Raw genomic sequence first — 24,578 nt, 5'->3', positions numbered from 1 at the left:
CCAGTCTTGCGAGGATCGATCGTTTGCGAGAGGATAGGCTCAACGGCGGACGAAAGCCGGGTCTCCCGCCCGCGCGTCGCGCCGCCGTTCAGGCCGGAATGGTCGCGCCAGCGCCTCTCGTCGGCGACGTCAGCGCTTCTTCTCGAAGGACACCTCGGGGTACTCGGGCGAGGGGCCGTCGAGCAGCGGCGACGCGTCGCCGCGCACGTGCGCCTCGACGAAGGCGCGCGTGTACGCGTTCGTGATCTCGACCGCGCGGGCCGGAGCGAGCGTGCCCAGCTCTTCGGGGAGGGCGCCTGCGCCGAGCAGGTGCTCGATGACGACGGGCAGGTCCGAGAACGTGAGGTGGGCGGCGCCCTCGACCCGCGCGAGGTAGCCCTGGCCCTTCAGCGCGCCGTAGGTCTCGTCGACGCGCACGTCGTCGACGTGGCCCTCCGCGAGCATGATCAGGAACGGCTGCGCGAGGCTCCGGCCTCCGGCGCCGCTCTCCGGCCCGACGAGGGTGCCGTCGAGGTTGAGCCCGGCGTCGAAGCGGTCGTCGACGGCGCACGCCTCGGCGGCCATCGCGCCGCCGAAGGAGTGGCCGAGGACGCCGACCCGATCGAGGTCGAGCCGCCCGGTGAGCAGGCCCTCGGGGTCGCGCTGCGCGGCGGCCGTGAGCTCGTCGAGCACGAAGCGCGCGTCGTCGACCCAGACCGCGACGTGCTCGTCCATCGCCTCGAAGAAGGCGTCGATCTCCTCCGGCGTCGCGTCCATCCCCGGCGGCGTCCCGACGACCGAGCTGAAGGGCACCGCGCGGCCGTCGGGGAACAGCGCCAGCTCGGTGTCGTGGGTGTGGCTGATGGCGGCGACCACGAAGCCGTGGCTCGCCAGGTCCTCGACGAGGCTCGTGTAGTCGGCGCGGAGCATCCCGAACCCGTGCGAGAAGAGGAGCACCGGGTGGGGCGCGCCCTCGTCGGCGAGGGGGACGCCGATGCGCGCGTGCGTGACGAAGCTCGCCTCGAAGCCGTCCTCGACCGGGAGGCCGGTGCTCGCGCGGCGGCTGTCGCCCTCCTCCGGCGCGAGGTACGGCGCGAGCTCGCCGGCGCCGCAGGGATCGGCCGGATACCAGAGCTGCACGAGGAGCTGCCGGCGGTCCTCGGGATCCTCGGTCGCCTCCTCGCCACGCGCGCCGTCGGTCAGCGCGCGGACCTGCGTGCCGACCGGGTGCGGCCCGGTCGGGCGGGGAAGCTCGAAGAGGCCGTCGCCGGGCGGAGCGTCGCCCCACCCGGCGCAGGCCGGATCACCGTCGCGCGGCGGCACGGCGTCGTCGTCGCCGCAGCCGGCGAGGAGCGCGAAGACGGAGAGGGAAGCGAGCAGCCAGGCGGCATGTCGAGAGAGGCTGTGATGGATCATTGTTCGGTTCGTGCTCATACCGTGTTCGAGACCGGCGCGGCGAGCACGATTGTGGCGGGGTGGCCCATCACCGGGCACGGCCATCCCGGTCCCCGACGGCCGCATAGCAGCTCGGCTTCGGAGGCCACGCCGCAACGGCGCCACACACCTCGAGCTCGAGCCCATCGCGTTCATGGCCACGCTGGCCGCGCTTACATCCGCGCCGACGTGCGCCCGCGGCGCTGGCCGCGCCACAGGTTCGCGCGCGCCGGACGGCGCGCCAGAATACGCGCGCCGTCCGGCGCGTTGAGCCGGGCGTGCCCCCGAAGCCTCGCCCGGCCCGGCCCCGCCTCGGCGCGTCGACCCCTCGACGGCTCGCCTATCGCACGCTCGTGACCCTGGTGTCGCTGCTGCTCGTCGGGGGCGCTGCCCTGGCCGGCGCGCGCCTCTGGGTCCTGCGGTCGGCGCGCATCTACCGCGAGCTCGACGCCGTTCCGCGGGGCGAGGTGGCCATCGTCCCGGGCGCGCTCGTGTGGCCGGACGGAACGCCGTCGGCGGCCCTCGAGGATCGGCTCGCCGCGGCCCTCGAGCTGTACCGCGCCGGCAAGGTGCGGCGGGTTCTTGTCTCCGGGGACCACGGGCGTGTCGGATACGACGAGCCCAACGCCATGCGCGCGTGGCTCGTCAGCCGCGGCGTGCCTTCCGAGGACGTGTTCATGGACCACGCGGGCCTGCGCACGCTGGACACGATGCAGCGCGCCGCGCGCGTCTTCGGCGTGCGCGACGCGGTCGTGTGCACCCAGGGCTTTCACCTGCCGCGCGCCCTGTACCTGGCGCGCGCGGCGGGCTTCCCCGCGGTGGGCTACGCCGCCGACCGGCGCGTCTACGCGAACGCCGACCGCGACGCGCGGCGCGAGCTCCTCGCCACCGCGCTGACGCTCATCGACACCTGGTCAGGCCGCGGGCCGCGTTTCCTGGGGCCGCAGATGCCCATCCAGGGCGACTCGAGCGCTACCCACGACGCATGGACGCGCGGGCTCGTCGTTCGATGAGGTCCGCGCCAGGGTGCTCGGGCGCGCCCTCCAGAAGCAGGCTTGCTTGATGGTCCGTCGAGCCCCGCCGTCCGATGGTCGCGTGCAGCACGAGCGAGGAGCGCCGGAACGGAGGTCGCGCTCCACCTCGTCATCGGGGCCCTCCTGCCGTTCTCTGGCAGCGAGTCGGCCATCGGCCGCAAGCTGCTCGGCTCGAAGCTCGAGGAGCGTCGATTGCAGCCGTGGAGATGGTCTAATGCGCCATTGGGAGCCAGATCTGGCCGTAGTCGTACTCCCCCCAGCAGTACACCGTACCATCCGTCTTCAGCCCGCAGTTGAAGTTGGAACCCACGCTGATATCGACAAAGGTGCCCGTGGGGTCGGTGGACTGATGGTAGAAATTGTACCCCCAGCAGTCGACCGTGCCGTTCGCCCTCAGCCCGCAGGTGTGATTTCTACCCGCGCCGATCCGGATGAAGGTGCCTGCGGGCTCCGCGGCCTGGCCAGACGTGTTGTTCCCCCAGCAGTCGACCGTGCCGTCGCTCCTCACCCCGCACGTATGGGAGCCGCCCGCGCTGACCTGGGTGAAGGTCCCCGGCGGGTCCGCGGCCTGGCCTGAGCTGTTGTATCCCCAGCAGTCCACCGCCCCGCCCGTCCTCACCCCGCACGTATGGGAGCCGCCCGCGCTGACCTGGGTGAAGGTCCCCGACGGGGCCGTGGCCTTTCCGCTGTCGTTGCTCCCCCAGCAGTGCACGGTGCCGTCCGTCTTCACGCCGCAGCTGTGAAACCAGCCCGAATCGATCTGAGTATAGTCTCCCGGTGGATTGTCGGCCTGGTTCTCGCTGTTGTCGCCCCAGCAGTACACCTTGTTGTCGGACGTCATCCCGCAGGAGTGAAGGTTGCCCGTGCTGAACTGGGTGAAGCCCGAGGGCGGCGTGAGGCGGCCGACAGGCAAACTGGCCTGTCCGTGATCGTCACGCCCCCAGCAGTAACTCGTGCCATCCGCCTTCGCCCCGCAGCCATGATCGAGACCCACGCTGATTTGCGTGAACGCGTCCGTCTGCGGCGCGGCCTTGTCCGCGTAGTTCTCTCCCCAGCAGGCCACGTCGCCGTCCGCCGTGACGCCACAGGCGTGCGTGGCGCCGGCGCTGATCTGGAGGAAGGTCGCGCTGGGCGGTGACGCCTGGCCGAAGGTGTTATTTCCCCAGCACTTCACCGTGCCGTCCACCTTCAGCCCGCAGCTGTAGTAATTGCCGAGGCTGATCTGCGTGAAGGTGCCGGGCGGCGGCGAGGACTGGTTGTCTGTGTTGCGCCCCCAGCATGTTATGGTGCCGTCTGTCTTCAGCCCGCAGCTGTGGTACATGCCCGAGCTGAGCTGGGTGAAAGTGCCCGGCTGGTCCGTGCCCTGGCCGTAATCGTTGAGCCCCCAGCAGTACACCTCGCCGTTGTCCCACAGTCCGCAGGTATGGAAGCCGCCGGCACTGACCTGGACGAAGTTGACGGTCTGGTCCTGGGCCTGGCCGTAATTATTGAGCCCCCAGCAGTCCACAGAGCCCCATTGCGGATTGACTGCGCAGCTGTGGTACATACCCGCGCTGACCTGGGTGAAGATGCCCGGGGGATCCGTGGCTTGATTTAAGGAGTTGTCCCCCCAGCAGTGGACCGAGCCGTCCTGCCGCACACCGCATGTGTGGTTCGTGCCAGCGCTGATCTGCCGGTAGGCGCCGCTCGGTTCCGTGGACTGGGCATAGGTGTTGCCGCCCCAGCAGACCACCGTGCCGTTCGCGCTCAACCCGCAGGTGTGCTCGCCTCCCGCAGAGACAGTGGCGGGACCGAAGATTTGCGGGCTCGGGTCCACTGAGAGTGAACCCCAGCAGTCCACGGAGCCGTCCGTCTTCAAGCCGCATGTCATACCGGCCTGTGTGCTGATCTGGGTGAATACACCCGGGGGGTCCGTCGCGCCGCCCTGGTCGTTAGACCCCCAGCAGTCGACCGTACCGTTCGCTCTCACCCCGCAAGTGTTGTAGTAGCCCGAGTTGATCTGGAGAAAGCTGCCGTAAGGCTCAAAGGTCTGGTTATAGCTGTTGTCCCCCCAGCAGTACACCTCGCCGTCATCCTCCAGCGCGCAGGCGTGGCTCGTGCCGGCGCTGACCTGGAGGTAGAAGCCCGGAGGCACGATGGTCTGTCCGACGTCGTTGCCCCCCCAGCACGAGAGCAAGCCGCTCGTCATCACCCCGCAGGTGAAGTCGCCGCCCGCGCTGACCTGCGTGAAGGTGCCGACGGGATCGGTCGCGCGGCCGCTGCCGTTGTTCCCCCAGCAGTCAACCGTGCCGTCCGTCCTCACCCCGCAGGTGTGGCCTGAACCGGCGCTGACCTGGAGGAACGTGCCCGGGGGATCGTCCGCTTCGCCGATAAAGTTCCACCCCCAGCAGTCCACGGTCCCATCTGTCCTCACACCGCAGGTGTGGTGCCAACTGGCGCTGATCTGGAGGAACGTGCCCTCGGGAGCCGTCGCCTGGCCGTGGTCATTGTTCCCCCAGCAATGCACGGTGCTGTCCGGTCTCAGCGCGCAGGCGTGCCCGGCGCCGGCGGTCAGGATGGTGTCGTCGGGCATGGCGTTCGTCGGCGCGTCGTCGTCGCGGAGGCCTTGCGAGACCGCGGTGAGGTCGCTGCTGTCCGCGTCCGGCTCTCTCGGCATCTCGCCGACACACCCGAGAAAGGACAGCGCCAGGACGTTCAGCGCGGCGAGGGTCGAGAGACGCTCGCCACCCCTCGCGCGCAGGCCCGAAGTCGAGCGTCTCCTAGGAACGTGCTTCAACATAGATCGTTAAATTCCCTTGTTTCAACCACCAGAACGCGACCGCCGCGAGAGCTGGATCCGCAGGCGGCTCGACGCTGCACGTCCGTGCTGCGGCGTCCTGCCGAGCGCGCTGTCGCTGCCCGCGAGAGCCCTACGAGGCTCCTCGCCGGTGGTGACGAGGCGCCCGGGCCACCGCGTGGCAATCCTCGCGCCAAGGCCCGCAAGCGATCGCTCAGCCCGGTTCTGGCGTTGGCACCGGCCGAGACGCTGTCCGCTGGGTGTGGGATGTCACGCTCGCACCGCGACATGTCACGCTCGCACCGTGACATGTCACGCTCGCACCGTGACGTGTGATGTCCGACCCGCACGCGTCACGGTGCGAGCGCGGGGACGCCCCCGCCTACGCGGGGCTGAAGAGGGCCAGAAAGGCGCCCCCGCCCTGAGCGCTCGCGGCGCGCGCCCCGCCGCCGGGGGCGGCCCGCGCCGCGCGCCGCTTACTTGCCGCCCTCGACCTGAAGCCCCTCGGCCCGCATCGCCCCCTGCACCGCCGGGCGCGCGGCCACCCGCCGCTGGTACGCGAGCAGATTGGGGAAGGCCGACAGGTCGATCTTGACGAAATTCGCCCAGTTCGTGACCGTGAACAGGTAGGCGTCGGCCACGGTGAACTGCTCGCCGAACAGGTAGGGCCCCTTCGCGAGCGCCGCCTCGATCACGCCGTAGCGCTTGCGCAGGTACTCTTCGCGCTCTTGCCGCTGCTCGGGCGAGGTCTTCGGGGAAAAGAGCGGTCCGTAGGTCTTGTGCAGCTCAGAGTTGATGTACCCGAGCGTCTCTAGCACGCGGTAGCGAGCCATCGTGCCCGGCGGCGGCACGAGCTTCGCTTCGGGCTTCTGGTCGGCCAGGTACTGGACGATGGCCGGCCCCTCGGTCAAGACCTCGCCGCCGTCGAGCTCGAGCGCGGGGATGTACCCCTTCGGGTTGATGGCCCAAAAGTCGCGGCCCGACGACGTCTTCTTGGACGCGAGGTCGACCTTGTCGAGCGTCAGCTCGATGCCGAGCTCGCGGGCGACGATGTGCGGAGACAGAGAGCAGCCACCGGGAGAGAAATACAATTTCATGGAGGCATCCTTCGAATGATAGCGTGTTGGTGAGAACCCCGAACGGCCCCGCCCCGGCGACGCGCCCCCGGGTGTTCGGGGCGGCGAGGGGCGGGCGGACGCGGGGGCCGGCGAAGGCCCCCGCGCGCCCCGGCGAAGCCCGTCGCTTCGGCGAGGGCCGCGGCGCGCCAGCCCGATCGCTCGGGCCGGCGCCGTCGAGACCAGCAAGCTAGCGCGCGAAGTTACTCCTGGATACTCGCCAGGTGCCAGAATCCTGAAAAAGGGGTATCTTCGGGGTTACCCATGGCGCTGCCGGTTCGAAAAAATCACGTCCCCCCGCCGCCCCTCTGCCCGCTGACGCTGTGCATGGCGCTCTTGCGCGGCGCCTGGGCGCCGAACGTCATCTGGTCGCTCAGCGGGCAGCCGCGCCGGTTCGGCGAGCTGCGCGTCGACATCCCGCAGATCTCGGCGCGGGTGCTGAGCGCGCGCCTGCGCGAGCTCGAGGCCAAGGGCGTGGTCAGCCGCCGCGTCATGCCCACCTCGCCGCCCTCGGTCGAGTACGAGCTCACCCCGCTCGGCCACGAGCTTGTGCCCGCGCTCCGTGCCATCGCCGAGGTCGGCGGAAAGCTCAACGGCCGAGGGGGGCCTCACGCCGTGCCGGGGCCCGGGGCACGCGCGCGCAGGCGCGCGGCCGCCCCGGCGCGAAGCCACGTTGCCTGAGCGCGGGCACGGACGCAGCAGCGGATCTCAGAACACCGTCGCAGCGAGCGACACGGTCGCTCCCCACCTCGGCCGCAAGCTCGCCGACGGCGCGCCGCCGAGGCCCACAGGATCATCGCGGTCGCTCCGCTCAATGAACGCAGACGCGCGCTGCGTGACCCCCCTCGTGAGCTCCCATTCCAACTGCGCCGCGACGCGCGTCATCAAAATCATATCCCCCGCCCGAGGCGCCCCTTCAGGCACGCCCAGATCGCTCACCACAACCCGCTCCGCCAGCACGACCGTGCCGCTGCCGCCTGCGTAGATCTCACGCGCGATCGCTACCCGCCCCTCCGCTGCGATCTGGCCCCCCACGTCGCCCGCGCTCCCTGTCGGATCGAGCCGCGAGAACGTTCCAGCGCCGATCGCCGCGCCAGGCCCACGCTCCCCAGCGACAACTCGGTCGAGAGAGCTCCAGCTCGGTACGAAAGGCAGCGCCGTCGACCGATAGACGAGATCCCCGAAGATCGTCGGCATCATGACGCTCGGGACGCTGTCCTTCTCGCCCTCCTCCGACGACGGCGCCTCCGCCGGCAGCGTGGCGTCATAAAGATGCGCCGGCACAGCGATACCGATGCCGCCCCGCGCCCCGAGCGACAGCCGTCTCGACAGCGAAATGCCCGCGAGCGACAGCACATCAAGCTCGATCGTGAGCGCCGCCAGATTGGTACGCCCCTCCTCCCCCCGCTTGAACGGCGCGTCCTGCTGCGCCACGTTCAAATCGATGATCGCCGCACGGACCGGCCGCTCGGGGCTCCGGTCGAAGAACTCGACGATGACCATCTCGACCCCGAGATCGCGCCGCGTGGTTCCCTCCTCGTAGCGCAGCACGTCGGCCTCGACGGCGAGGCTCATCAGGTTCAGCTTCGCCGGCAGCACCGTGAACATCCCCGGGAGCGCGAACCGGCCGCCCACCGACATCACGCCGCGCTGCGATCGCCAGAAGCGATCGGTAAACTCCACAGGCCTCTGGTACGAAAACCGCTGCTCCAGGACGACCGGCGTAAGCTGAAGCGTCGCGCTCTCCGCCGCGCGCCACTCGAACGCCCGAGCGCCGCCCGTCGATCGCGCCGCGGCGAGGCCAGCCGCGCCCGCGCGGACGATCAGGCCGCGGCGCGCGTCGAGCATCGAAGGCGAAAAGAGGCCCAGGCCTGGCGTCCTCGCGTCCGGCTCCGCGGCCGTCCACCCGATCCACCCCTCGCTGTCGATATACGGCCGCAGCCCGCCCCGCGCGCCATCGCCTCGCGTCCCCGCGGCGAGCGCGTCGACGCCCAGCGACAGCGACGCTCCCCAGCGCTCGTCCTTCGCGATCGCGATCGAGTGCGGAGAAGCCTCCTCGCCAGCCACGGCGCTCGCCCCCGGCCCGTCCTCGCCGCGCGCGGACCCGCCCGCGCCGATCTGCGTAAGGAGCGCGCACGCCCCGGTCAGCGCGATTCGCTGACGACGCGAAATCGACTGCGCACGCAGGCGCTTCTGCGCGGGGTCTGGACGCATCGACGTGGGGCCCAGAGGGCGCCTAACAACTCCCGTGCCCGCGCCGAGCCCGCCTCCTTCCCAGCTCCGCCGCGAGCGCACCCACCAGCGCCGCGACCATGCCTCGGGCCGCGCCTCGGCATCCGCGGGCCTGCGTTCCTGGCTGGACGCGCGCCGATCGCCGGAGCGTCTCCCGGCGGAGATGTCTTTTCAGCCAAGCAGTGCGGCGGGAGAGAGCCACCGGAAGCGGCAATCCTTGTCACGGTGAGCGGCAATCCTTGTCACGGTGAGCGGCAATCCTTGCCACAGCGAGGTCGTCGCTCATCTCGCCCCCTCGCCCCCTCGACCGCCCCCATCCCCCCAACGGAGCGAGCCAGCGGGGGAGGGCGTGGGGCGCGGGCGGGGGGCGGCGGGGCAGGCCCCCACAAACCCGAGCGCCGGCCCGCGGCGAAGCGATTCGCCCCCCGATCGCCTCACCCGTCCCCCTGGCCATAGCCACCAAAAGGCGCGAGTTTGTGGGACCGCCCCGCCGCCCCCCGCCCGCGCCCCACGCCCTCCCCCGCTGGCTCCGCCGCAGCCGGCAGGGCCTCCGTCACCGTTGCCCCGGCTCCACCGCGATCTCGTCGAACCGCTCCGCCGCCGCGTGCCGGCTCCCCGGCTCCCGCGCCGTCCCCGGCCGCAGCAGCTGCACCGTGCGCATCCCCGCCGCCGCCGCCGCGTCGAGCTCCGCCGTCACGTCGGACAGGAACAGCACCTCTCCCGGCTGCACCCCGAGCGCCTCCGCGATCCGCTGGTAAGCGCCCGCCTCCCGCTTCGGCCCGGTCGTCGTATCGAAGAACGCCGTGAAGAGCCCTGTCAGGTCCCCGGATGTCGTGTGCTGGAACAGGAGCTTCTGTGCCTCGACCGACCCGGAGCTGAACACCGCGAGCGTCGCCCCGAGCTCCCGCCATCGCCGCAGCGCCGGCGCCACGTCCGCGTACACGTGGCTCCGGAGCCCGCCCGACGCGTACGCGCCGCGCCAGATCTTCCCCTGCAGCGCCTTCAGCGACGTCTCCTTGCGATCCTCGTCGATCCACGCGCGCAGCGCCGCCGCGAGCTCGCCGTCGCTCACCGCCTCAGCGGGCGCGCCCCGCTCGCGCGCGACCGCGCTCCGGGCCGCCTCGACCTCCGGGCTCCCGGCGTGCGCCGACACGTACGCGGCCAGGTCCCGGCGCGCCACCGAGAACAGCGTCTCGTGGACGAAGCGCACGTCCGTCGTGGTCCCCTCGATGTCGACAAGCACCGCGCGCGCGGGGATCGACGCCGTGGTCACGCCGCGAGCCTCGGGAAGCGCGACGCGATGTCCGACCCGGTGTGCTCGGCGACCCACCCCCTCGGATCGGAGAACCACCGGATGCAGGTGAACGACGGCGCAGGCCCCATGTCGAACCAGTGCCGCGTCCCGGCAGGAACGCTGATGAGGTCACCCTTCTCGACCAGGAACGAGAGCACGCGCTCCCCCTGATGGATGCAGAACAGCCCGCGCCCCTCGACGAAGAAGCGCGCCTCGTCCTCGGTGTGGATGTGCTCGTCGAGGAACTTCCGCCGGAGCTCCGCGTGGTTCGGCGTGCTCGGGGAGACCGAGATCACGTCCGCCGTGACGAACCCGCACGCCTCGGAGAGCTGCTTCACCGGGCCGGCGTACGCCTCGAGGACCTGCTCCGGCGACGCCGAGGGCGGCAGCGGGCGCTCGGCCGACCAGCGCTCGAAGCGGATCTGCGACGCGGCGGCGACGCGGACGATGTCCTCGAGCGTCGTGTATTCCTCGGCCTTCGTCGGATCGCTCTCCCGATACACCCGCAGCAGGCTCATGAGATGCTCCCTTCCAGCAGCGCGCAGTCGAGCATGAACTCGAGCGCCTCGATGTGGCGGATCGTGTCCGCGATGTCCGCGCCCCAGGTGTAGAGCCCGTGGCCGGCGATGAGGTAGCCGTGCACCGGCGGGTGCGCCGACATGAACGCCTCGACGTCCTCGGCCAGCTTCCGGATGTCCTGCGTGTTGACGAAGACGGGGAGGAGCACCGCGCGGTCGTGCGTCGTCACGCCGGAGAGCGCCTTCGCCACCTCGTAGCCCGCGAGGGTCACGTATCCCTCCTGCGCGCACCGGCGCGAGAGCACCGTCGCGGCCCGCGAGTGGGTGTGCGCGACGGCGCCGATGGCGGCGGAGCGCCGGTAGAGCTGGCAGTGCAGCGCCGTCTCGGCCGACGGGCGGCTGGCGGACGGCCCGACCAGGCGGCCCTCGGCGTTGACGACCACGATGTCCGACGGGCCGAGCGCGCCCTTCGGCCGCCCGGACGCGGTGATCGCGACGGTGCCTTCGCCGAGCCGGGCGGAGAAGTTGCCGCTCGTGGCCGGCGTCCAGCCGCGCTCGTAGCACCAGCGGGACAGCTCGATGAGCTCGGCTGCGACCGAGGAGAACGAGGTCAACGACGTCCCGCGCGCGCTCACCGCGCGACCATACCAAAGCGAGCCCGGCCGATCAACGCGCCCCCCGGCGGCCCGAGCCGCGGAGTCCGGGACAGCCGCGCTCGGTGCGCGCCTGCCCCCGCGCGCCCCCGCGCGTCACGACGTCGGCAGGCGGCCCTCCGCGCGCCGTCCAGCGCGTTCGCGGGCGCCGCGGAGCAGGCCGGCCCAGAACCCGAGCCCGTGCGCCGCGTGCATTGCAGGGAAGATGGCGCAGAGCAAGGGGAAATCGCCGGACGAGGCGCGCCGCGAGAGCCGGAGCGACTCCGCGATCACGAGCGCGGCGTACGCGAGCGACGCGAGCGCGAGCGCGGGTCGGACGGACGGCAGGAGGGCGGAAGCGAGGGCGAGCAGCGCGGCGGCGGTCACCAGGAAGAACGGCAGCATCGGCCGGAACGACAGGAGCCTCCGGCGGCGGAGCAGGGTGCGGGCGCGCCCCTTGCCATAGGCGAAGTACTGCCGCGCGAGCGGCGGCAGGGACGATCGCGGGTAGTAGTACGCGACGATCTCCCGGGACAGGTAGACGGCGCCGCCGGCCTCGATGATGCGCTGGTTGAGCTCGGCGTCCTCGTTGGTGATCGCGTCCGGGTCGTAAAGGCCGGCGATCTCGAACGCCTCGCGCCGGAAGGCGCCGTTGAAGACCGACTCGACGAAGCCCTCGCGCGAGGGGTCGCGGTAGGCCGAGCCGCCGACGCCGAGCGGGCTCGAGAGCGCCGCGCAGAGCGCCCGCTGAAAGCGGTTCCGGTGGCGCGCCCGCGCGGCGCCGCCCGCGTTGAGCGCGCCGGTCCTCCGGAGCGCGGCGACCGACGCGGCCACGTAGTCTTCGGCGTACTCGGCGTGCGCGTCCATCCGGACGATCACGTCGCCTCGCGCTCGGCCAATGCCGATGTTCATCGCCGCGGCCTGGATCCGGGCGGGGTTGTGGAGCAGCGTCACCCGCGGCTCCTCCGCCGCGACCCGGCCGACGATCTCCCGTGTCCTGTCGCTCGAGCCGCCGTCGACCACGAAGATCTCGAGGAGCTCGGGAGGATACCGCTGCTTCAGGGCGCAGCGGAGGACGTCCTCGATGTAGCGCTCCTCGTTGTAACAGGGAATGACGATGCTGCACCGCGGCCGCTCGGCGAGCGGGCGCAGCGAGAGGCGGCCCGAGAGGGGCGCGCTCGCCGATCCATCCATGAACTCCCCCCGTCTCTCTCGGGTCGAATCGACCCGACGCTGGACTGTGCGAGAGGCGGATACAAGCGCGGGGCCAGGAGGCGCCGCGGGGCCGACCGGAGCAACCTGTGCGGCGCGGGAGGGCCGAAGACGCGGGTGAGCAGGCCGCTGGGCTCGGGCTGCACACCGGCGGGCGAGGTCTTGCGGAGCTGCCCGCTCGCGAAGGTCCCTCATCGCCGTCGGCCTCACCACCGACGAGGCGGTGAACGATTACCTCCGGGGACGGTTGGCGTCGCTACAGGAGGACTGACGCGCGCGGAGCGACGTCCTCTGGGCCGCGGGAGATCCAGGTGCGTAGTCCGACGGACGTGACGGCTCGTCCCGGAGCGACGCTCCGGCCAAGTCTGGCGTGACGTGGACCGGAGCGTCGCTGGCGCGCGCTCGTCTCCTCACCAGGGGAGCGGCCCTGCTTCGTCCGAGAAGGTGCCAGTCGGTCCATCGGGGCCGAGCAGCGCGAGCCGCACCGGCTGGCGCGCGCCTTCGGCGACGGTGCGCGTCCCGCTGTGGTTGTTGAGATCGGTCGCGACGTAGCCGGGGCACACCGCGTTGACCTTGATCGGGGTGCCGGCGAGCTCGTGCGCGAACGCGATCGTCACCGCGTTGAGCGCGCTCTTCGACGGGCTGTACGCGACGCCGCCGACGCCGCGGTACGGCGTGGCGGGATCGCTCATCACGGTCATCGAGCCGAGGCTGCTCGACACGTTGACGATCCGCCCGGCAGGCGCCTCTCGGAGGAGCGGCAGCATCGCCTGGGTCACGGCGATCACGCCGAACACGTTGGTCTCGAACACCTCGCGCACGTCGGCGAGCGAGGCCACGCTCGGCCTCCCGCTCCGGGAGATCTCCTCGACCGTGACCCCGCTCTGCGCGCTGCCCTTGGCGATGCCAGCGTTGTTGACGAGGACGTCGAGCCGGCCGAGCTCGCGGCGGATCCGCGCTGCGGCGGCCGCGATCGAGCCGGCGTTCGTGACGTCGATGGCGATCGCGCGCGCGTCGCCCGCGATCTGCTTCGCCGCGGCCTCGCCGCGCGCGAGGTCGCGCGCGCCGACGAGCACCGTGTAGCCGCGCGCCGCGAGCTCCTTCGCGATCGCGTGGCCGATACCTTTGTTGGCCCCCGTGACGAGGGCGACGGGTTTGTCGTTCATGTCCCCTGGATAGCGACCGCCGCGGGCGCTGCCTTGGCGATTCTTGGCCGGTCGAGAGGGCGCCAAGAACGCCCAAGCCGGCGGCCAAGAATGCCCAAGCCGAGGGGGCGCGGCGATCGTAGAATGGGGGCGTGACGACCCGTGCCGACGTCCTTCCTGTCCCCGTGCCCGGCGTGCGCGCCACGCGCTGGTCGACCGACGAGCTCTACGCCGGCATGAAGGAAACGTACGCGATCGGTCGCATCGAGGCCGGGCGCTCGGAGTGGTGGAGCCGCGGGAAGGTGTGGAGCTGCGGCCCGGGCTCGCTGCAGATCCTGCAGCCCGGCGACGTGCACCGCGACGTCTCGCGCGACGGCCCGGGCACGGGCCAGTGCGTCACGATCTCGGCGCAGATGGTCGAGGGCGCGATCGGCAAGGTCCGCGTCCATACACAGCTCGCCGCCGATGACGAGCGGGGCGCGGCGTTCCACCGCCTGCATCACGCGGTGCGCGCCGGCGCCGATCGTCTCGAGATCGAGGCCGCGGTCGCCGAGGCGATCGCCGCGCTCGCGGCGCTCGGTGACGCGCAGCGCGAGCACACGCGACCGGTGCGCCGCGCGATCGAGCTCCTGCGAGAGCGGCTCGCCGAGCCGGTGACGCTCGACGACCTCGCCGCGCACGCCGGCCTCGACAAGTATCACCTGAGCCGCGCGTTTCGCGCGCAGGTCGGCATGTCTCCGTACGCGTACCTGACGCGGCTGCGGATCATGCGCGCGAAGGAGATGCTCGCCGCCGGCGTGAAGCCGCGCGACATCGCCCCGAAGGTCGGCCTGTACGACCAGAGCCAGCTCAACCGGCACTTCCGGCGCATCGTCGGCACCACGCCCGGCCAGTACGCGCGCAGCGCCTAGAGCGGCGGGCACCCGCTTCGGATACGGGCCCATCTCGGCGTTTTCGGTGCTCAGCGCACTGGAGTGCGCCTGCGCGCCGAAAACGCCGAGATGGGCCCGTCTCCTGTGCGGGTGACCGCCGCTCTGCGATCGTTCGGGGGCGCGAGGTCAGAACTGCGAGAAGAAGTTCCAGATGGCCGAGCTCGCGAAGCTCGGCTGCTGGTGGTCACCGGCAAACTCGCAGCGGTGCACCGGGTAGCCCTCCCGGCACCCTTGATAGGCCACGCACGAGCTGGGGCCCACGGGGGTCGTCTCGGTGCTGCAGCCGTTCTTGCGCACGAAGACGTCGAGCGCCGCCCTTCCGGCCGAGATGGGGACGACGCTGTCGGACACGCCGTGCGACATCCAGACGGCGACGGGCTGGGTGTTGGACTGGTTGCAGCCGCTGTAGAGGGCGCCGGACATCGGCGCGATGGCTCGGAAGACGTCGGGCATGTCACAGCCGAGCGCGTTCGACATCATCCCCCCGAAGCTCCACCCGGTCGAGAAGACGCGGCTCTTGTCGACGCACAGGTTGGCTTCGAGGTGGTCGACCATGGCGCGGGCAAAGGCGATGTCGCGCCCGTTCGTGTTGGCCCAGCCGTTGTCGATGCCGTTCGGAGAGACGAAGATGGCGCTGCCGTTCGCCAGCGCCTTGAGCCCATAGTACCCGTTGTTCACGACGTCATTGGCCGATCCGCCGCGCCAGTGCCAGCCGAACACCAGCCGATACGCCTTGTTCGGGTCGTAGTTCGCCGGAATGTCGAGCACGTACTGGCGCGTGGTGCCGTTGACGTTGATGGTGCGGTTACCGCTGGCGAGGGAGGTGGGAATGCCGCAGCCGGCGCTGCGCGTGCCGCCGGTGCTGCCGCCGCCGCCGGAGCCGCCGCCGCCGCCGGAGCCACCGCTGCCGCCGCTGCCGCCGGAGCCGCCGGTGCCGCTGGTGCTGCTGGTGCTGCTGGTGCTGCTGGTGCTGCCGGTCCCCGAGCCCACGGGCGTGAGCCGGAATTGCTGATTGGTGCCGCCGTTCGACGCCCATTGGATCACGGCGGTGCCGTCCGCGGTGCCGCGGCCGTAGACGTCCAGGGACTTGCCGCTGTGGCGCGCGGTGATGCGCACGACGCCGCTGGCGACGTCCGTGAACGACCACTGCTGGTTTTGCCCCGTCCAGCAGGAGTATTGCTGGACGGCGGCGCCGTCGCCGGTGGAGGCGCCCGTGACGTCCATGCACCGGTTGCTGTTGACGTTGCGGATGCGATAGTAGCCGCCGCCCGCCGACTCCATGCGGAACTGTTGCCGCGTCGAGCCGTTGCAGCTGGCGATCTGGATGGCCGCTCCATCAGCGGTGCTGCCTCCAGCCACCTGCACGCATTTCCCGCTCTGGACGCCGACGATCGTGTAGACCGCGTTCGTATCGACCGTGATGGCGCCCTCGAGCGAGCCTTGCTCCTCGATCTCGGCGTCGTACGCCCCGTCGGGGCCGACGACGCACGACACGGCGAGGACGCCCGTCGCCGCCGCAATCAAGCCCTGCTTGGTTCCGAACCTCATCTTGTCCTCCTCGTCCTGTCAAGGATGTGAAACTGACATCTTCTCACTGCTCGACGCTGCCCTCGCGTGGGTCGGGGTCGCTCGCCGCGTGCTCAAGGCTCCCGAGCGGGCCGCCGCGTCGGCCACTGCCGCTGCGGATGAACGTAGAGACGCGCGCAGGGTGGATCGGTTCGCTCTGCGCGCGCCAGGGTCGGTCGAACCGCCTTGCTCCTCGGAGCAAGGCGGTTCGAGCGCGAGCCACACTAGGGCAGGTTGGCAGAAGAGATCTGCCAGGTCCTGTCGGTGCAGAAGCGGCAGTTCGGGCCGACGAGCATGCCCTTGCCGGTGGCCGATTCGTCGCCCTTGAGCCACCAGTTGAGCCACGCCAGGTTGACCTGAGTGAACTCGCCGCCGTTCCGGGCCCACAGGTCGCCCCCGTGATCCGCGCCGACCTTGGCGAACATCATGACCGGGATATCACCCAGGGCGGCGATGTTCTGGAAGTCCCTCGCGCCGTTCTGGTTCGCGCCCAGGCTATCCGCCGTGCCGGTGACGATCAACACGGGCGTGTGGATCGAGTTGTAGAACGACTGATTCGCCGAGAAGGAGCCGCTGCTCGTGTGTCCCCAGGTCGTCATCCTGGGATCTGCAGCGGTCCCCGCCGCCATCAAGCCGCCGCAGGAGAAGCCGTTCGCCGCGACCTTCGTGGTCTCGATTTTCTGGTAGTAGGCGCTGCAAGGTTTCTCATTCTGGGCGATCACCCAGTCGACGTAGCCGCGCAGCACCTCGCCTCCGCTCCCGAGGTCGCGGTTGGGCTGCGTGTTTCCCGGTGTCCCGTCCGCCACCACGAAGTAGCCATGCGAGGCGATTTCGGCCATGGCCGCTTGATTCGCGAGCCCGTCTCGCGAGCATGCGCCCTGCCCCCAGACGAAGATCGGATACTTGGTGGCTCCGCTGAGATCCGCCGGACGGAAGATGGTGCCCTGGTTGATGCCCGGGTCTGCATTCGTCTCGACGATCACCTGATGAGGGCCGCTCCCCGACACGTTTCGACCAGCCGGTCGCGACGCGGTGCACGTGCCGCCGGTGCCACCCCCGCCGCCGGTGCCGCCCCCTGCGCCGGTGCCGCCGGTGCCGCCGGTGCCGCCGCCGGAGCCGCCGGAGCCGCCGCTGCCGCTGGTGCTGCTGCTGCTGCTGGTGCTGCTGGTTCCCGAGCCCACGGGCGTGAGTCGGAATTGCTGATTGGTGCCGCCGTTCGACGCCCATTGAATCACGGCGGTGCCGTCCGCGGTGCCGCGGCCGTAGACGTCCAGGGACTTGCCGCTGTGGCGCGCGGTGATGCGCACGACGCCGCTGGCGACGTCCGTGAACGACCACTGCTGGTTTTGCCCCGTCCAGCAGGAGTATTGCTGGACGGCGGCGCCGTCGCCGGTGGAGGCGCCCGTGACGTCCATGCACCGGTTGCTGTTGACGTTGCGGATGCGATAGTAGCCGCCGCCCGCCGATTCCATGCGGAACTGTTGCCGCGTCGAGCCGTTGCAGCTGGCGATCTGCATGGCCGCTGCATCAGCGGTGCTGCCCCCAGCCACCTGCACGCATTTTCCACTCTGGACGCCGACGATCGTGTAGACCGCGTTCGTATCGACCGTGATGGCGCCCTCGAGCGAGCCTTGCTCCTCGATCTCGGCGTCGTACGCCCCCTCGGGGCCGACGACGCACGACACGGCGAGGACGCCCGCCGCCGCCGCAAGCAAGCTCTGCTTGGTTCCGAATCTCATCCCGTTCTCCTCGTCCTGTTAAGTAAGTGAAACTGGAATCTTCTCACTGCTCAGCGCTGCCCTTGCGTGGGTCGGGATCGATCGCCACGTGCTCAAGGCTCCCGAGCGGGCCGCCGCGCTGGCCATTGCCGCGCAGAGTGGATAAGTTCATCTCGCGTGCGCCAGGCAACACGATGAGGGTATCTATTGTTCCGGGCTGGCAGGCCCGTCAAGCCGATTGTGCATCGCGAGCGGGCTTGATCCTCATAAAGGTGCGATAAGCTCAGATGCGGAGTCATGATGGCAACTCGACGTCGACATGGGGCCGAGTGCTCGACGGGCGCGACCGCCAGGCGCGCGAATCTCGCGAGAATCTCGCGCGAATCTCGTGCGAATCTGGTCGAAGATCGCCTGCGACCAGCGGGCCGCGCCGGCCGCGCTCGGCATGCGAGCGCGCTCGAAAAGCTGTGGTGAGATGGACGGCTGGCGTCGCCGTACGACACGACCAGATGTTGATGGTGCAGCCCCCCGGAGAGGCCTGCTGCTGGACGGGATACGCCGGGTCGATCCCGGGGTTCCCGCCGCTGCCGGCTGCACCGAGGTCCCACCACTGCTGGGATCGTTGGTGCAACCAGGATCGCCACTGGCCAGGACCGCGATCCCAGCCGCGAGCGACATGACCGATCGCTACTTCATGACCGTCTCCTGGATGTGCATGACGGCCCTTCCGGAGCAAAGCAAAAGCATGATGACCGCTCGGCAGTGTGAGCGTTCACATGCGGGATGTCAACGTCGATCGACCAGCCCGCCGCTCGGCGATCGAGGTACGCGCTGCTGTGAGCATTCACAAATTCACCCAGCCAGCGCGCTCGCTTGCTGAGCCCGGCACGCCATCCAGCTCTCCCCTGCTTCCGCGCTCAGCGTGGGCCCCGGTCACTCGGCATAGGCATTTGCGGGACCATGCTGCACGAGGAGAGACCGCAAGGGCGCGAGAGGCGCAAGAGGCGCAAGGGGCGCAAGGGGACAGAGATGGAATTTTATTCTTCTCCTCCCCGCGCCCCTTGCGCCCTCGCGGTCCTCTTCTCCATGAATCGATGCTTTGCCGAATTTCGGCATGATCGGCGCTCTAGCGCCCGCGGCGCACCACCCGCGCGATCTTGCGCGACAGCACGTCCGGCGCGACCGGGTAGCGGACCACGTCCGCGGCGCCCGCAGCGACGAGCGCGTTCATCCGGTCCGAGGAGAGCCCCGCCGCGCACACGACGGCCCGCACGCCGGGCGCCGCGCGGCCGAGCGCCTCCAGCAGCGCGCACGCCGCCTCCACGTCCGCGCCCGCGTCGATCACGGCCACCCCGAGCCCCGACGCGACGAGCGCGGCGGCGTCGGCCACCTCGGTGAGGTGGATCCGCTGCGCGTCGAGCCCGATCTCGCACGCCTCGCTGAGCCCCTGGCCCGCCGGCGCGAGCCGGATCAGCCCGACGGCGCGCTCCGGCACGGGCGCGAGCGCCGCCGTCTCGCCGAGCGGCCAGGGCGGCGCGCGCTCGCCCCGCTCCCCGAGCGGCACGTCCGCCTTGCGCTCGGGCAGCCGGCGCGCCTCCGCCTCCCGCGACATCGCCTCGTCGAGCCGCGCCCGCGCCGCCGCGGCGCTCTCCGGCCGCCGCTCCGGCAGCTTCGCCAGGAGGTCCAGCCGGAGCCGCTCCAGGAGCGGCGGGACCGGCGGCGCCCCGGGCGGTCGAGCCAGCGGCGGCGGGATCGAGAACATGTGCATCGCCATGAGCTCGATCGCCGGAAGACCGGTGAACGGCGGCGACCCCTGCAAGAGCACGGTGAGAATACAGCCGCACGCGTAGAGATCGGTGCTCGGGCCCACGGCGAGCGAGCGGCACTGCTCGGGGCTCATGTACTCCGGCGTGCCGGCGACCATGTCGTTCGAGGTGAGCGTCGGGCCGGCGTCGAGCGGGTCGTCGAGGTGCGCCAGGCCGAAGTCGACGACCTTGGCGACGCGCTGCCCGTCCTGCTCGGCCAGCAGCACGTTCTCGGGCTTGAGATCGCGGTGCACGATGCCGCACGCGTGCGCGGCGCCCACGCCGTCGAGGATGTCGCCGAAGATCTCCGCCACCTCCGCGAGGTCCATGAGCGCGCGCGACGCCCGGAGCCGCGCGGCGAGCGACTGCCCCTTGAGCAGCTCCATCACGAGGTAGATCTGCCCGTCCTCGCCGTCCTCGTCGCCCCCGAGGTCGAGCACCTTGACCACGTTCCGGTGCACGAGGCGCGAGGCGGCGCGCGCCTCGCGGAAGAACCGCCGCCGGCTCTCCGGGAGCAGCGCGATGTGCGGGTGCATCGTCTTGACCGCGACCGGGACGCCGAGCAGGACGTGCTCCGCCTCGTAGACCTCCCCCATCCCGCCGGCCCCGAGCAGCCGCACGAGGTTGTACTTGCCGCCGAGGACCCGCCCGACGCCGGCCCGCTGCGGCGGGCCGGCCTCCGGCACGTCCGAGGGGAGCGTCTCCGCGTCGGCCATGCGGCCGGTGCGCTGGTGCGGGTCGGGCACGAGCTGGGTGCCCGGCGCGCGCGCGCCCTTCAGCACGGTGCGGCCGAGGTCCCCGTCCGGCGGCCGGCGCCCGTCCCCGTCCGGCGGCCGGCGCCCGTCCCCGTCCGGCGGCCGGCGCGCGCCGTCGCCGCCGCTCACGGCGGCGCCTCGCGGAAGCCCACCGCGATCTGCGCCGTGACCGGGCCCTCGCCCGCCTCGCGCCACGGGCTCACCCGCACCGACAGCGCCCCGAACAGCGCGCCGCCCGCCTCCGCGCCCGCCGACAGCCCGCCGAGCACGTCGTTCGCCCCATCGTCCCGGTGGACGAGGTGCAGATCCAGCGCGCCGTGCAGCCGGAGCCACGGCGCAGCGTCGGCCGCCGCGCCCGCCAGCAGGAAGCCCTGCGACGGCGGCGCGGTCGGCGCGCCGCCGCCCTCCTCGCCGCCCGCCGCGCCGCCCTCGCCGCCCGCCGCGCCCTCCCCGCCGCCCCCCGCGCGGATGCGGAGGCCCGCGTCGACCACCCACGTGAGCCGGCCCGCCGCGCCGCCGAGCGCGACCCCGGGCTCGATGCGGACCGGCGGGCCCCCGTCGGCCAGGGGCACGCCCAGTCGGAGCGTGGGGCCGAGCTCGAGCGCCGAGCGGTCGAGGCGCACGGCCCGGAAGCGCGCGCCGAGCCAGCCGGCGCTGCCCACCCCCTCGCCGCCGCCGGCGGGGTTCGAGCGCAGCGCGGCGTCGAACCCCAGCGGCCCGATGGCGCCGCTCGCGCGCACCTGCCCCGCCGCGACCCAGCCGCCCCCGGCGCGCACCGCGGCCGCGCCCACGGCCACCACGGCGGGCGGCGTGGGCCCGAGCCAGAGCGCGTCCGCCGCCGCGGTCACCGGCAGGAGCGGGAGGTACGCGCCCAGCACGGGCGCGGCCGGCGGCGCCGGGACCGCAGCGCGCGCCGGCCCCGGCTCGGCCGGCAGCTCGACGTCGCTCGTGCCGAGCACGCCGCCGCGGCCGTCCGCGACGTCGAGCCGGACGCGCAACGGCGCGCCGGGGCGCGTCGCCTCCGGGGGCAGCGGGATCCGCGCGGTCAGCGCGCCGCCCCGCTCGCCGCCGGTCAGCGCGGCGGAGCGCGCCCCGCCCGGCAGGTGGGCGACGATCCGCGGCGCCACCCGCCGCGCGACGTCGACCCCCGCGACCCCGTCGAGCGCCACCCGGGCCTCGAGCGCCGGCCCGCCCGCCGTCGCCACGCGCGCCGCCTGGATCGACGCGCCCACCGCCGTGTACCGGACCGGGAGCGACGTCACCGCGTCGGGCCGACGCTCCGCCGCGGCGCTGCCCCGCTCGCGCAGCCGCAGCTCGCGCGGGGCGCGCTGGAGGAGGTCGATGCGCTCGGGGACGGGGCCGAACGGCCCGTCGTCGAGCGAGAGCTCGAGCGCGGGCGACGGCGTGAGCTCGACGATCCCGTACGGGTTCGCGGTGATCTCCCGCGCCGCCGGGGCGACGCCGCCGGAGACGCGCGCGGCGACGAGGTGGAACCGGCGCACCGCGCCGACGCCCAGGTACTCTTCCCGATCGATGACCCGGACCCGGAGGAAATAGGCGCCGGCCGGCATCTTCTCCGCGCGGAAGGACACGACGTCCGGCTTCACCTCCTCGCGGACGACGAGGTCGTTGAGCTCCGGGTCGCGCGCGACCTCGACGCGGTAGCCGGCCGCCCCGGGCGCCGGCTTCCACGACGCCGACAGGACGCCGAGCCCCGCCGGGGCGAGCGCGATCGGCGCGACGTCCGCGGTCGTCCACTCGGGCGGCGGCGGCAGCGGCCGCGGGCGCGCGGGCGGCGCCCTGTCCGAGAAGCGGGTGCCATGGTCCTTCGGGACCACGACGGAGACGCCGCCCGAGCTGACCCCCGCCTTGCCGTCGAACACCGCGACCGTCGTCCGCTCCCCGCGCCGCTGCACCACGGTGTCCCGCGACGACGCGCTCACCCGGCCGCCCCCGCCCGTGGCGACCTCGACCGACTGGCCGCGCAGCGCGGCGAGCGCGGCCTTCACCTCGCCGTCCGCGAGCTCCACGGCCGCGGGCGGCGTCTTCGATACCCGCGTTCGGCTCGCCGTACCGTAGATGACGACGAGCGTATTGGGCGCGAGCAGCACCCGAGTCCGATCCACAAACTCGATGTCTGCCCGCCCCTCATCGAGCGTGTTGACGCTCGAGTTCGCGACGAGGGGCATCCCCGGCGCCGCGGGCGCCCAGGCGCCGCCCGCCGCCCGCGCGCGCACGTCCGGGTGCATCGACCGGATCTTCGCGTCGGGGATGGACGTCACCTCGGCGGGGAGCACCAGCGTGAGGCCCTCCGCGAGCGCCGTGCCCGGGCCGCACGCGACGCGGTTATATCGCTGGATCAACCCAACATGCCTGGACGAGCCGTAGAGGACCTCTGCGATGTGGTCGCACGTCTCTCCGCGCTGCACGCCCCATTGGATGACCGCCTCTGGATATCCCGGCGTCGGCTCTTTGGCGCTCGACGCGCCGACGTAACCAACGTGGCTGGCACAGCCGAGGAGCACCGCGATAGCGACGGACTGGCCACTTGACGATGCCACGCCCGGCGCACGCTACCGGATCGAGATCGGCGTTGCAAGAGACCAGGCAATGGGATACGAGCAGACCGATGGCGTTTTGGTCGGCGCGCGCCATCGCGCCCCTCCTGGCCTCCCCGCTGCTCGTCGCGGCCGCCTCGGCTTCCATGCCGGCCGCGGCGCAGGAGGCCACCGCGCTCGACAGGCTCGCTCCCGCGCCCGCGGGCGACGGGCTAACCACTGTCCCTTCTGCCGGCGTATCGGGCGAGCTCCGGCCGGCGGTCGGACTGCTGTTTTCCTATTCTCATCAACCGCTCAGCCTGCGCGGGACGGCGCCCGCCGGCGCGGTCGCGTGGGTGGACCGGCAGGCGATCCTCCATGCGCTCGCGAGCGTGGAGCTCTTCGGGCGGGTCAAGCTCGACCTCGACGCGCCGTTCGTGCTGGATCAGGGCGGCGCGTCCGGCGCGCTGGGGGACGTCCGCGTCACGGCGCCCGGCGGCGGCGCCGCGCTCGCCGATCTCCAGGTGGGCGGCCGGGTGACGCTCCTGCCGCAGGAGGGGCTCTGGCCGGCGGCGGCGCTCGGGCTCTCGGTCTGGCTGCCGACCGGCGACGCGGCCTTCGCCGGCGCGGGCGCCGCGCGCTACGCGCCGCGGGTGATCGTGGGGGCGGAGCATCCGGGCTTCCGCTGGTCGGCCGCGGCGGGGGGCCGGTTCCAGCCGGCCTCGGCGGACAGCCTGACGGGGAGCGAGGTGTTCTTCGCCGCGGGCGCCGGCGTCCGCAAGGGCCCGCTGCAGCTCGGGTCGGAGCTCTCCGTGTGGGCGGCCGCCGGCGAGGCGTCGGCGCTCCGGGTGCCGGGCCGCGCGGGGGCGGAGCTCCTGCTCACCGCGCGCTGGTCGCTCGGCCCGCTCACGCTGGACGCGGGCGCCGGCCCCGGCTTCGGGCGGCTGCCCGGCACGCCCAAGGCGCGCTTCTTCGCGGCGATCGGCGTCGCCGCGGACGCCCTGCCGGCGCCGTCCTCGGCCGCGCCTCGGGCCCCCGCGGGCGCGCCTGCGGCCGCGGACGGCGGCCGCGGCGCCGCGCGCGCGCCGGCTCCGGCCGCCGATCTCGACGGGGACTCGGTCCCCGACGCGGAGGACGCGTGCCCCCGGGTCATCGGCGAGGCGCGCCCGCCGGCCGCGGCGGCGGGGGCCCGGCAGGCGTTCCGGCGCGGCTGCCCGGCGGATCGGGACGACGACGGGATCTACGACGTCGACGATCGCTGCCCGGACGAGCCGGGGGTGAGCAGCGCCGCGGCCGACGGCGCGCCCGGGGGCGCGGGGGCCCGGCCGACGTCGAGGCACGGCTGCCCTGCGGACACCGACGGCGACGGCATCCCCAACGCGGCGGACGCCTGCCCCTACGAGCGCGGCAAGCCGAGCGAGGACCGCGCGACGCACGGCTGCCCGTTCGCGGTGCGCATCGAGGGCTCGCAGATCGTCATCCTGCAGCAGGTCCAGTTCCCGACCGGCAGGGCCGAGATCGAGCCGGAGAGCTTCGAGCTGCTCGCCGAGGTCGCGGCGGTCCTCGAGGAGCACCCCGAGATCGCGCGGGTCGCGGTCGACGGCCACACGGACAACCAGGGCACCGACCAGGGGAACCTGCGGCTCTCGCAGCGCCGCGCGCTCGCCGTGGTCGCGTGGCTGACCGCGCGCGGCATCGACGCCCGCCGCCTCGAGGCGCGCGGCTTCGGCGCGCGCCGGCCCCTCGCCGACAACCGCACCCCCGACGGCCGGGCCAGGAACCGCCGGGTGGAGTTCCAGATCCGCAAGCGCACGGACGAGGGCGCGGCCGGCTGGAAGGACGGCCCCCTTGAGTGACCGGGCGCGCCGCGGGGCGCGCGGCGCGGCGAGCCGCG

17 protein-coding genes are annotated in these 24,578 nt (G+C 72.4%); 4 read left to right on the top strand and 13 right to left on the bottom strand.

Features of this window, described 5'->3' with window-relative positions; all coding sequences use genetic code 11:
• Positions 1-129 precede the first annotated feature (129 nt).
• Entirely contained in the window at positions 130-1,395 is a 1,266-nt protein-coding gene (locus tag WMF26_RS09835; RefSeq protein WP_438000106.1) for an alpha/beta hydrolase family protein, read from the bottom strand.
• 296 nt (positions 1,396-1,691) lie between these two features.
• On the opposite strand from WMF26_RS09835, the gene WMF26_RS09830 reads away from it, so the two are divergent.
• Positions 1,692-2,426 carry a SanA/YdcF family protein gene (locus WMF26_RS09830; RefSeq protein WP_438000105.1) on the top strand — a complete coding sequence of 245 codons (735 nt, stop codon included), beginning with the start codon at positions 1,692-1,694 and terminating at the stop codon, positions 2,424-2,426.
• Between the two features lie 232 nt (positions 2,427-2,658).
• Here the strand turns inward: WMF26_RS09830 and WMF26_RS09825 are convergent, their stop codons facing one another.
• Both WMF26_RS09825 and gstA read right to left on the bottom strand, forming a co-directional pair.
• A complete protein-coding gene (locus tag WMF26_RS09825; RefSeq protein WP_438000104.1) occupies positions 2,659-5,226 on the bottom strand; it encodes an RCC1 domain-containing protein in 2,568 nt (855 codons plus the stop codon).
• Positions 5,227-5,699: 473 nt separating this feature from the next.
• The gene (gene gstA, locus WMF26_RS09820; RefSeq protein ID WP_438000103.1) at positions 5,700-6,320 is read right to left on the bottom strand and encodes a glutathione transferase GstA; all 621 of its coding nucleotides are present in this window, start codon (positions 6,318-6,320) and stop codon (positions 5,700-5,702) included.
• 282 nt (positions 6,321-6,602) lie between these two features.
• Between gstA and WMF26_RS09815 the strand changes: the two genes are divergently transcribed.
• A complete protein-coding gene (locus WMF26_RS09815) occupies positions 6,603-7,019 on the top strand; it encodes a winged helix-turn-helix transcriptional regulator (RefSeq protein WP_437336901.1) in 417 nt (138 codons plus the stop codon).
• Positions 7,020-7,046: 27 nt separating this feature from the next.
• Here WMF26_RS09815 and WMF26_RS09810 read toward each other — a convergent pair whose 3' ends face one another.
• From WMF26_RS09810 to WMF26_RS09785, 6 genes are all read right to left on the bottom strand, one after another.
• Positions 7,047-8,633 carry a hypothetical protein gene (locus WMF26_RS09810; protein WP_438000102.1) on the bottom strand — a complete coding sequence of 529 codons (1,587 nt, stop codon included), beginning with the start codon at positions 8,631-8,633 and terminating at the stop codon, positions 7,047-7,049.
• A 490-nt stretch (positions 8,634-9,123) separates the two neighbouring features.
• Positions 9,124-9,843 (bottom strand): acireductone synthase, encoded by a 720-nt coding sequence (gene mtnC / locus WMF26_RS09805; RefSeq protein WP_438000101.1) that lies wholly within the window; start codon positions 9,841-9,843, stop codon positions 9,124-9,126.
• Positions 9,840-10,382, bottom strand: coding sequence for a 1,2-dihydroxy-3-keto-5-methylthiopentene dioxygenase (locus WMF26_RS09800; RefSeq protein ID WP_438000100.1), 543 nt, complete (start codon positions 10,380-10,382; stop codon positions 9,840-9,842). The genes mtnC and WMF26_RS09800 overlap by 4 nt, the downstream gene beginning before the upstream one ends.
• Positions 10,379-11,017: a methylthioribulose 1-phosphate dehydratase gene (locus WMF26_RS09795; RefSeq protein WP_061628676.1), complete on the bottom strand. Its 639-nt coding sequence runs from the start codon at positions 11,015-11,017 to the stop codon at positions 10,379-10,381. The genes WMF26_RS09800 and WMF26_RS09795 overlap by 4 nt, the downstream gene beginning before the upstream one ends.
• A gap of 114 nt (positions 11,018-11,131) precedes the next feature.
• Positions 11,132-12,208, bottom strand: a complete 1,077-nt coding sequence (locus WMF26_RS09790) for a glycosyltransferase family 2 protein (RefSeq protein WP_438000099.1) — start codon at positions 12,206-12,208, stop codon at positions 11,132-11,134.
• 428 nt (positions 12,209-12,636) lie between these two features.
• A complete protein-coding gene (locus WMF26_RS09785) occupies positions 12,637-13,392 on the bottom strand; it encodes an SDR family oxidoreductase (protein WP_438000098.1) in 756 nt (251 codons plus the stop codon).
• A gap of 131 nt (positions 13,393-13,523) precedes the next feature.
• Between WMF26_RS09785 and WMF26_RS09780 the strand changes: the two genes are divergently transcribed.
• Positions 13,524-14,282 (top strand): AraC family transcriptional regulator, encoded by a 759-nt coding sequence (locus WMF26_RS09780; RefSeq protein WP_438000097.1) that lies wholly within the window; start codon positions 13,524-13,526, stop codon positions 14,280-14,282.
• Between the two features lie 147 nt (positions 14,283-14,429).
• Here WMF26_RS09780 and WMF26_RS09775 read toward each other — a convergent pair whose 3' ends face one another.
• The 4 genes from WMF26_RS09775 to WMF26_RS09760 all read right to left on the bottom strand — a co-directional run bounded on the left by WMF26_RS09775 (position 14,430) and on the right by WMF26_RS09760 (position 22,510).
• Entirely contained in the window at positions 14,430-15,851 is a 1,422-nt protein-coding gene (locus tag WMF26_RS09775; RefSeq protein WP_438000096.1) for an RICIN domain-containing protein, read from the bottom strand.
• 242 nt (positions 15,852-16,093) lie between these two features.
• Positions 16,094-17,608, bottom strand: coding sequence for an RICIN domain-containing protein (locus WMF26_RS09770; protein WP_438000095.1), 1,515 nt, complete (start codon positions 17,606-17,608; stop codon positions 16,094-16,096).
• Positions 17,609-18,713: 1,105 nt separating this feature from the next.
• Entirely contained in the window at positions 18,714-20,276 is a 1,563-nt protein-coding gene (locus WMF26_RS09765) for a protein kinase domain-containing protein (protein WP_438000094.1), read from the bottom strand.
• A complete protein-coding gene (locus tag WMF26_RS09760; protein ID WP_438000093.1) occupies positions 20,273-22,510 on the bottom strand; it encodes a FecR domain-containing protein in 2,238 nt (745 codons plus the stop codon). The genes WMF26_RS09765 and WMF26_RS09760 overlap by 4 nt, the downstream gene beginning before the upstream one ends.
• Before the next feature lie 266 nt (positions 22,511-22,776).
• On the opposite strand from WMF26_RS09760, the gene WMF26_RS09755 reads away from it, so the two are divergent.
• Positions 22,777-24,540, top strand: coding sequence for an OmpA family protein (locus WMF26_RS09755; RefSeq protein WP_438000092.1), 1,764 nt, complete (start codon positions 22,777-22,779; stop codon positions 24,538-24,540).
• Positions 24,541-24,578: the final 38 nt, after the last annotated feature.

It is taken from the genome of Sorangium sp. So ce185, assembly GCF_051526825.1.
Lineage (GTDB): Bacteria > Myxococcota_A > Polyangia > Polyangiales > Polyangiaceae > Sorangium > Sorangium cellulosum_D.
Note: the sequence above shows the minus strand (reverse complement) of the source record. Positions and strands in the feature narration are given on the sequence as shown.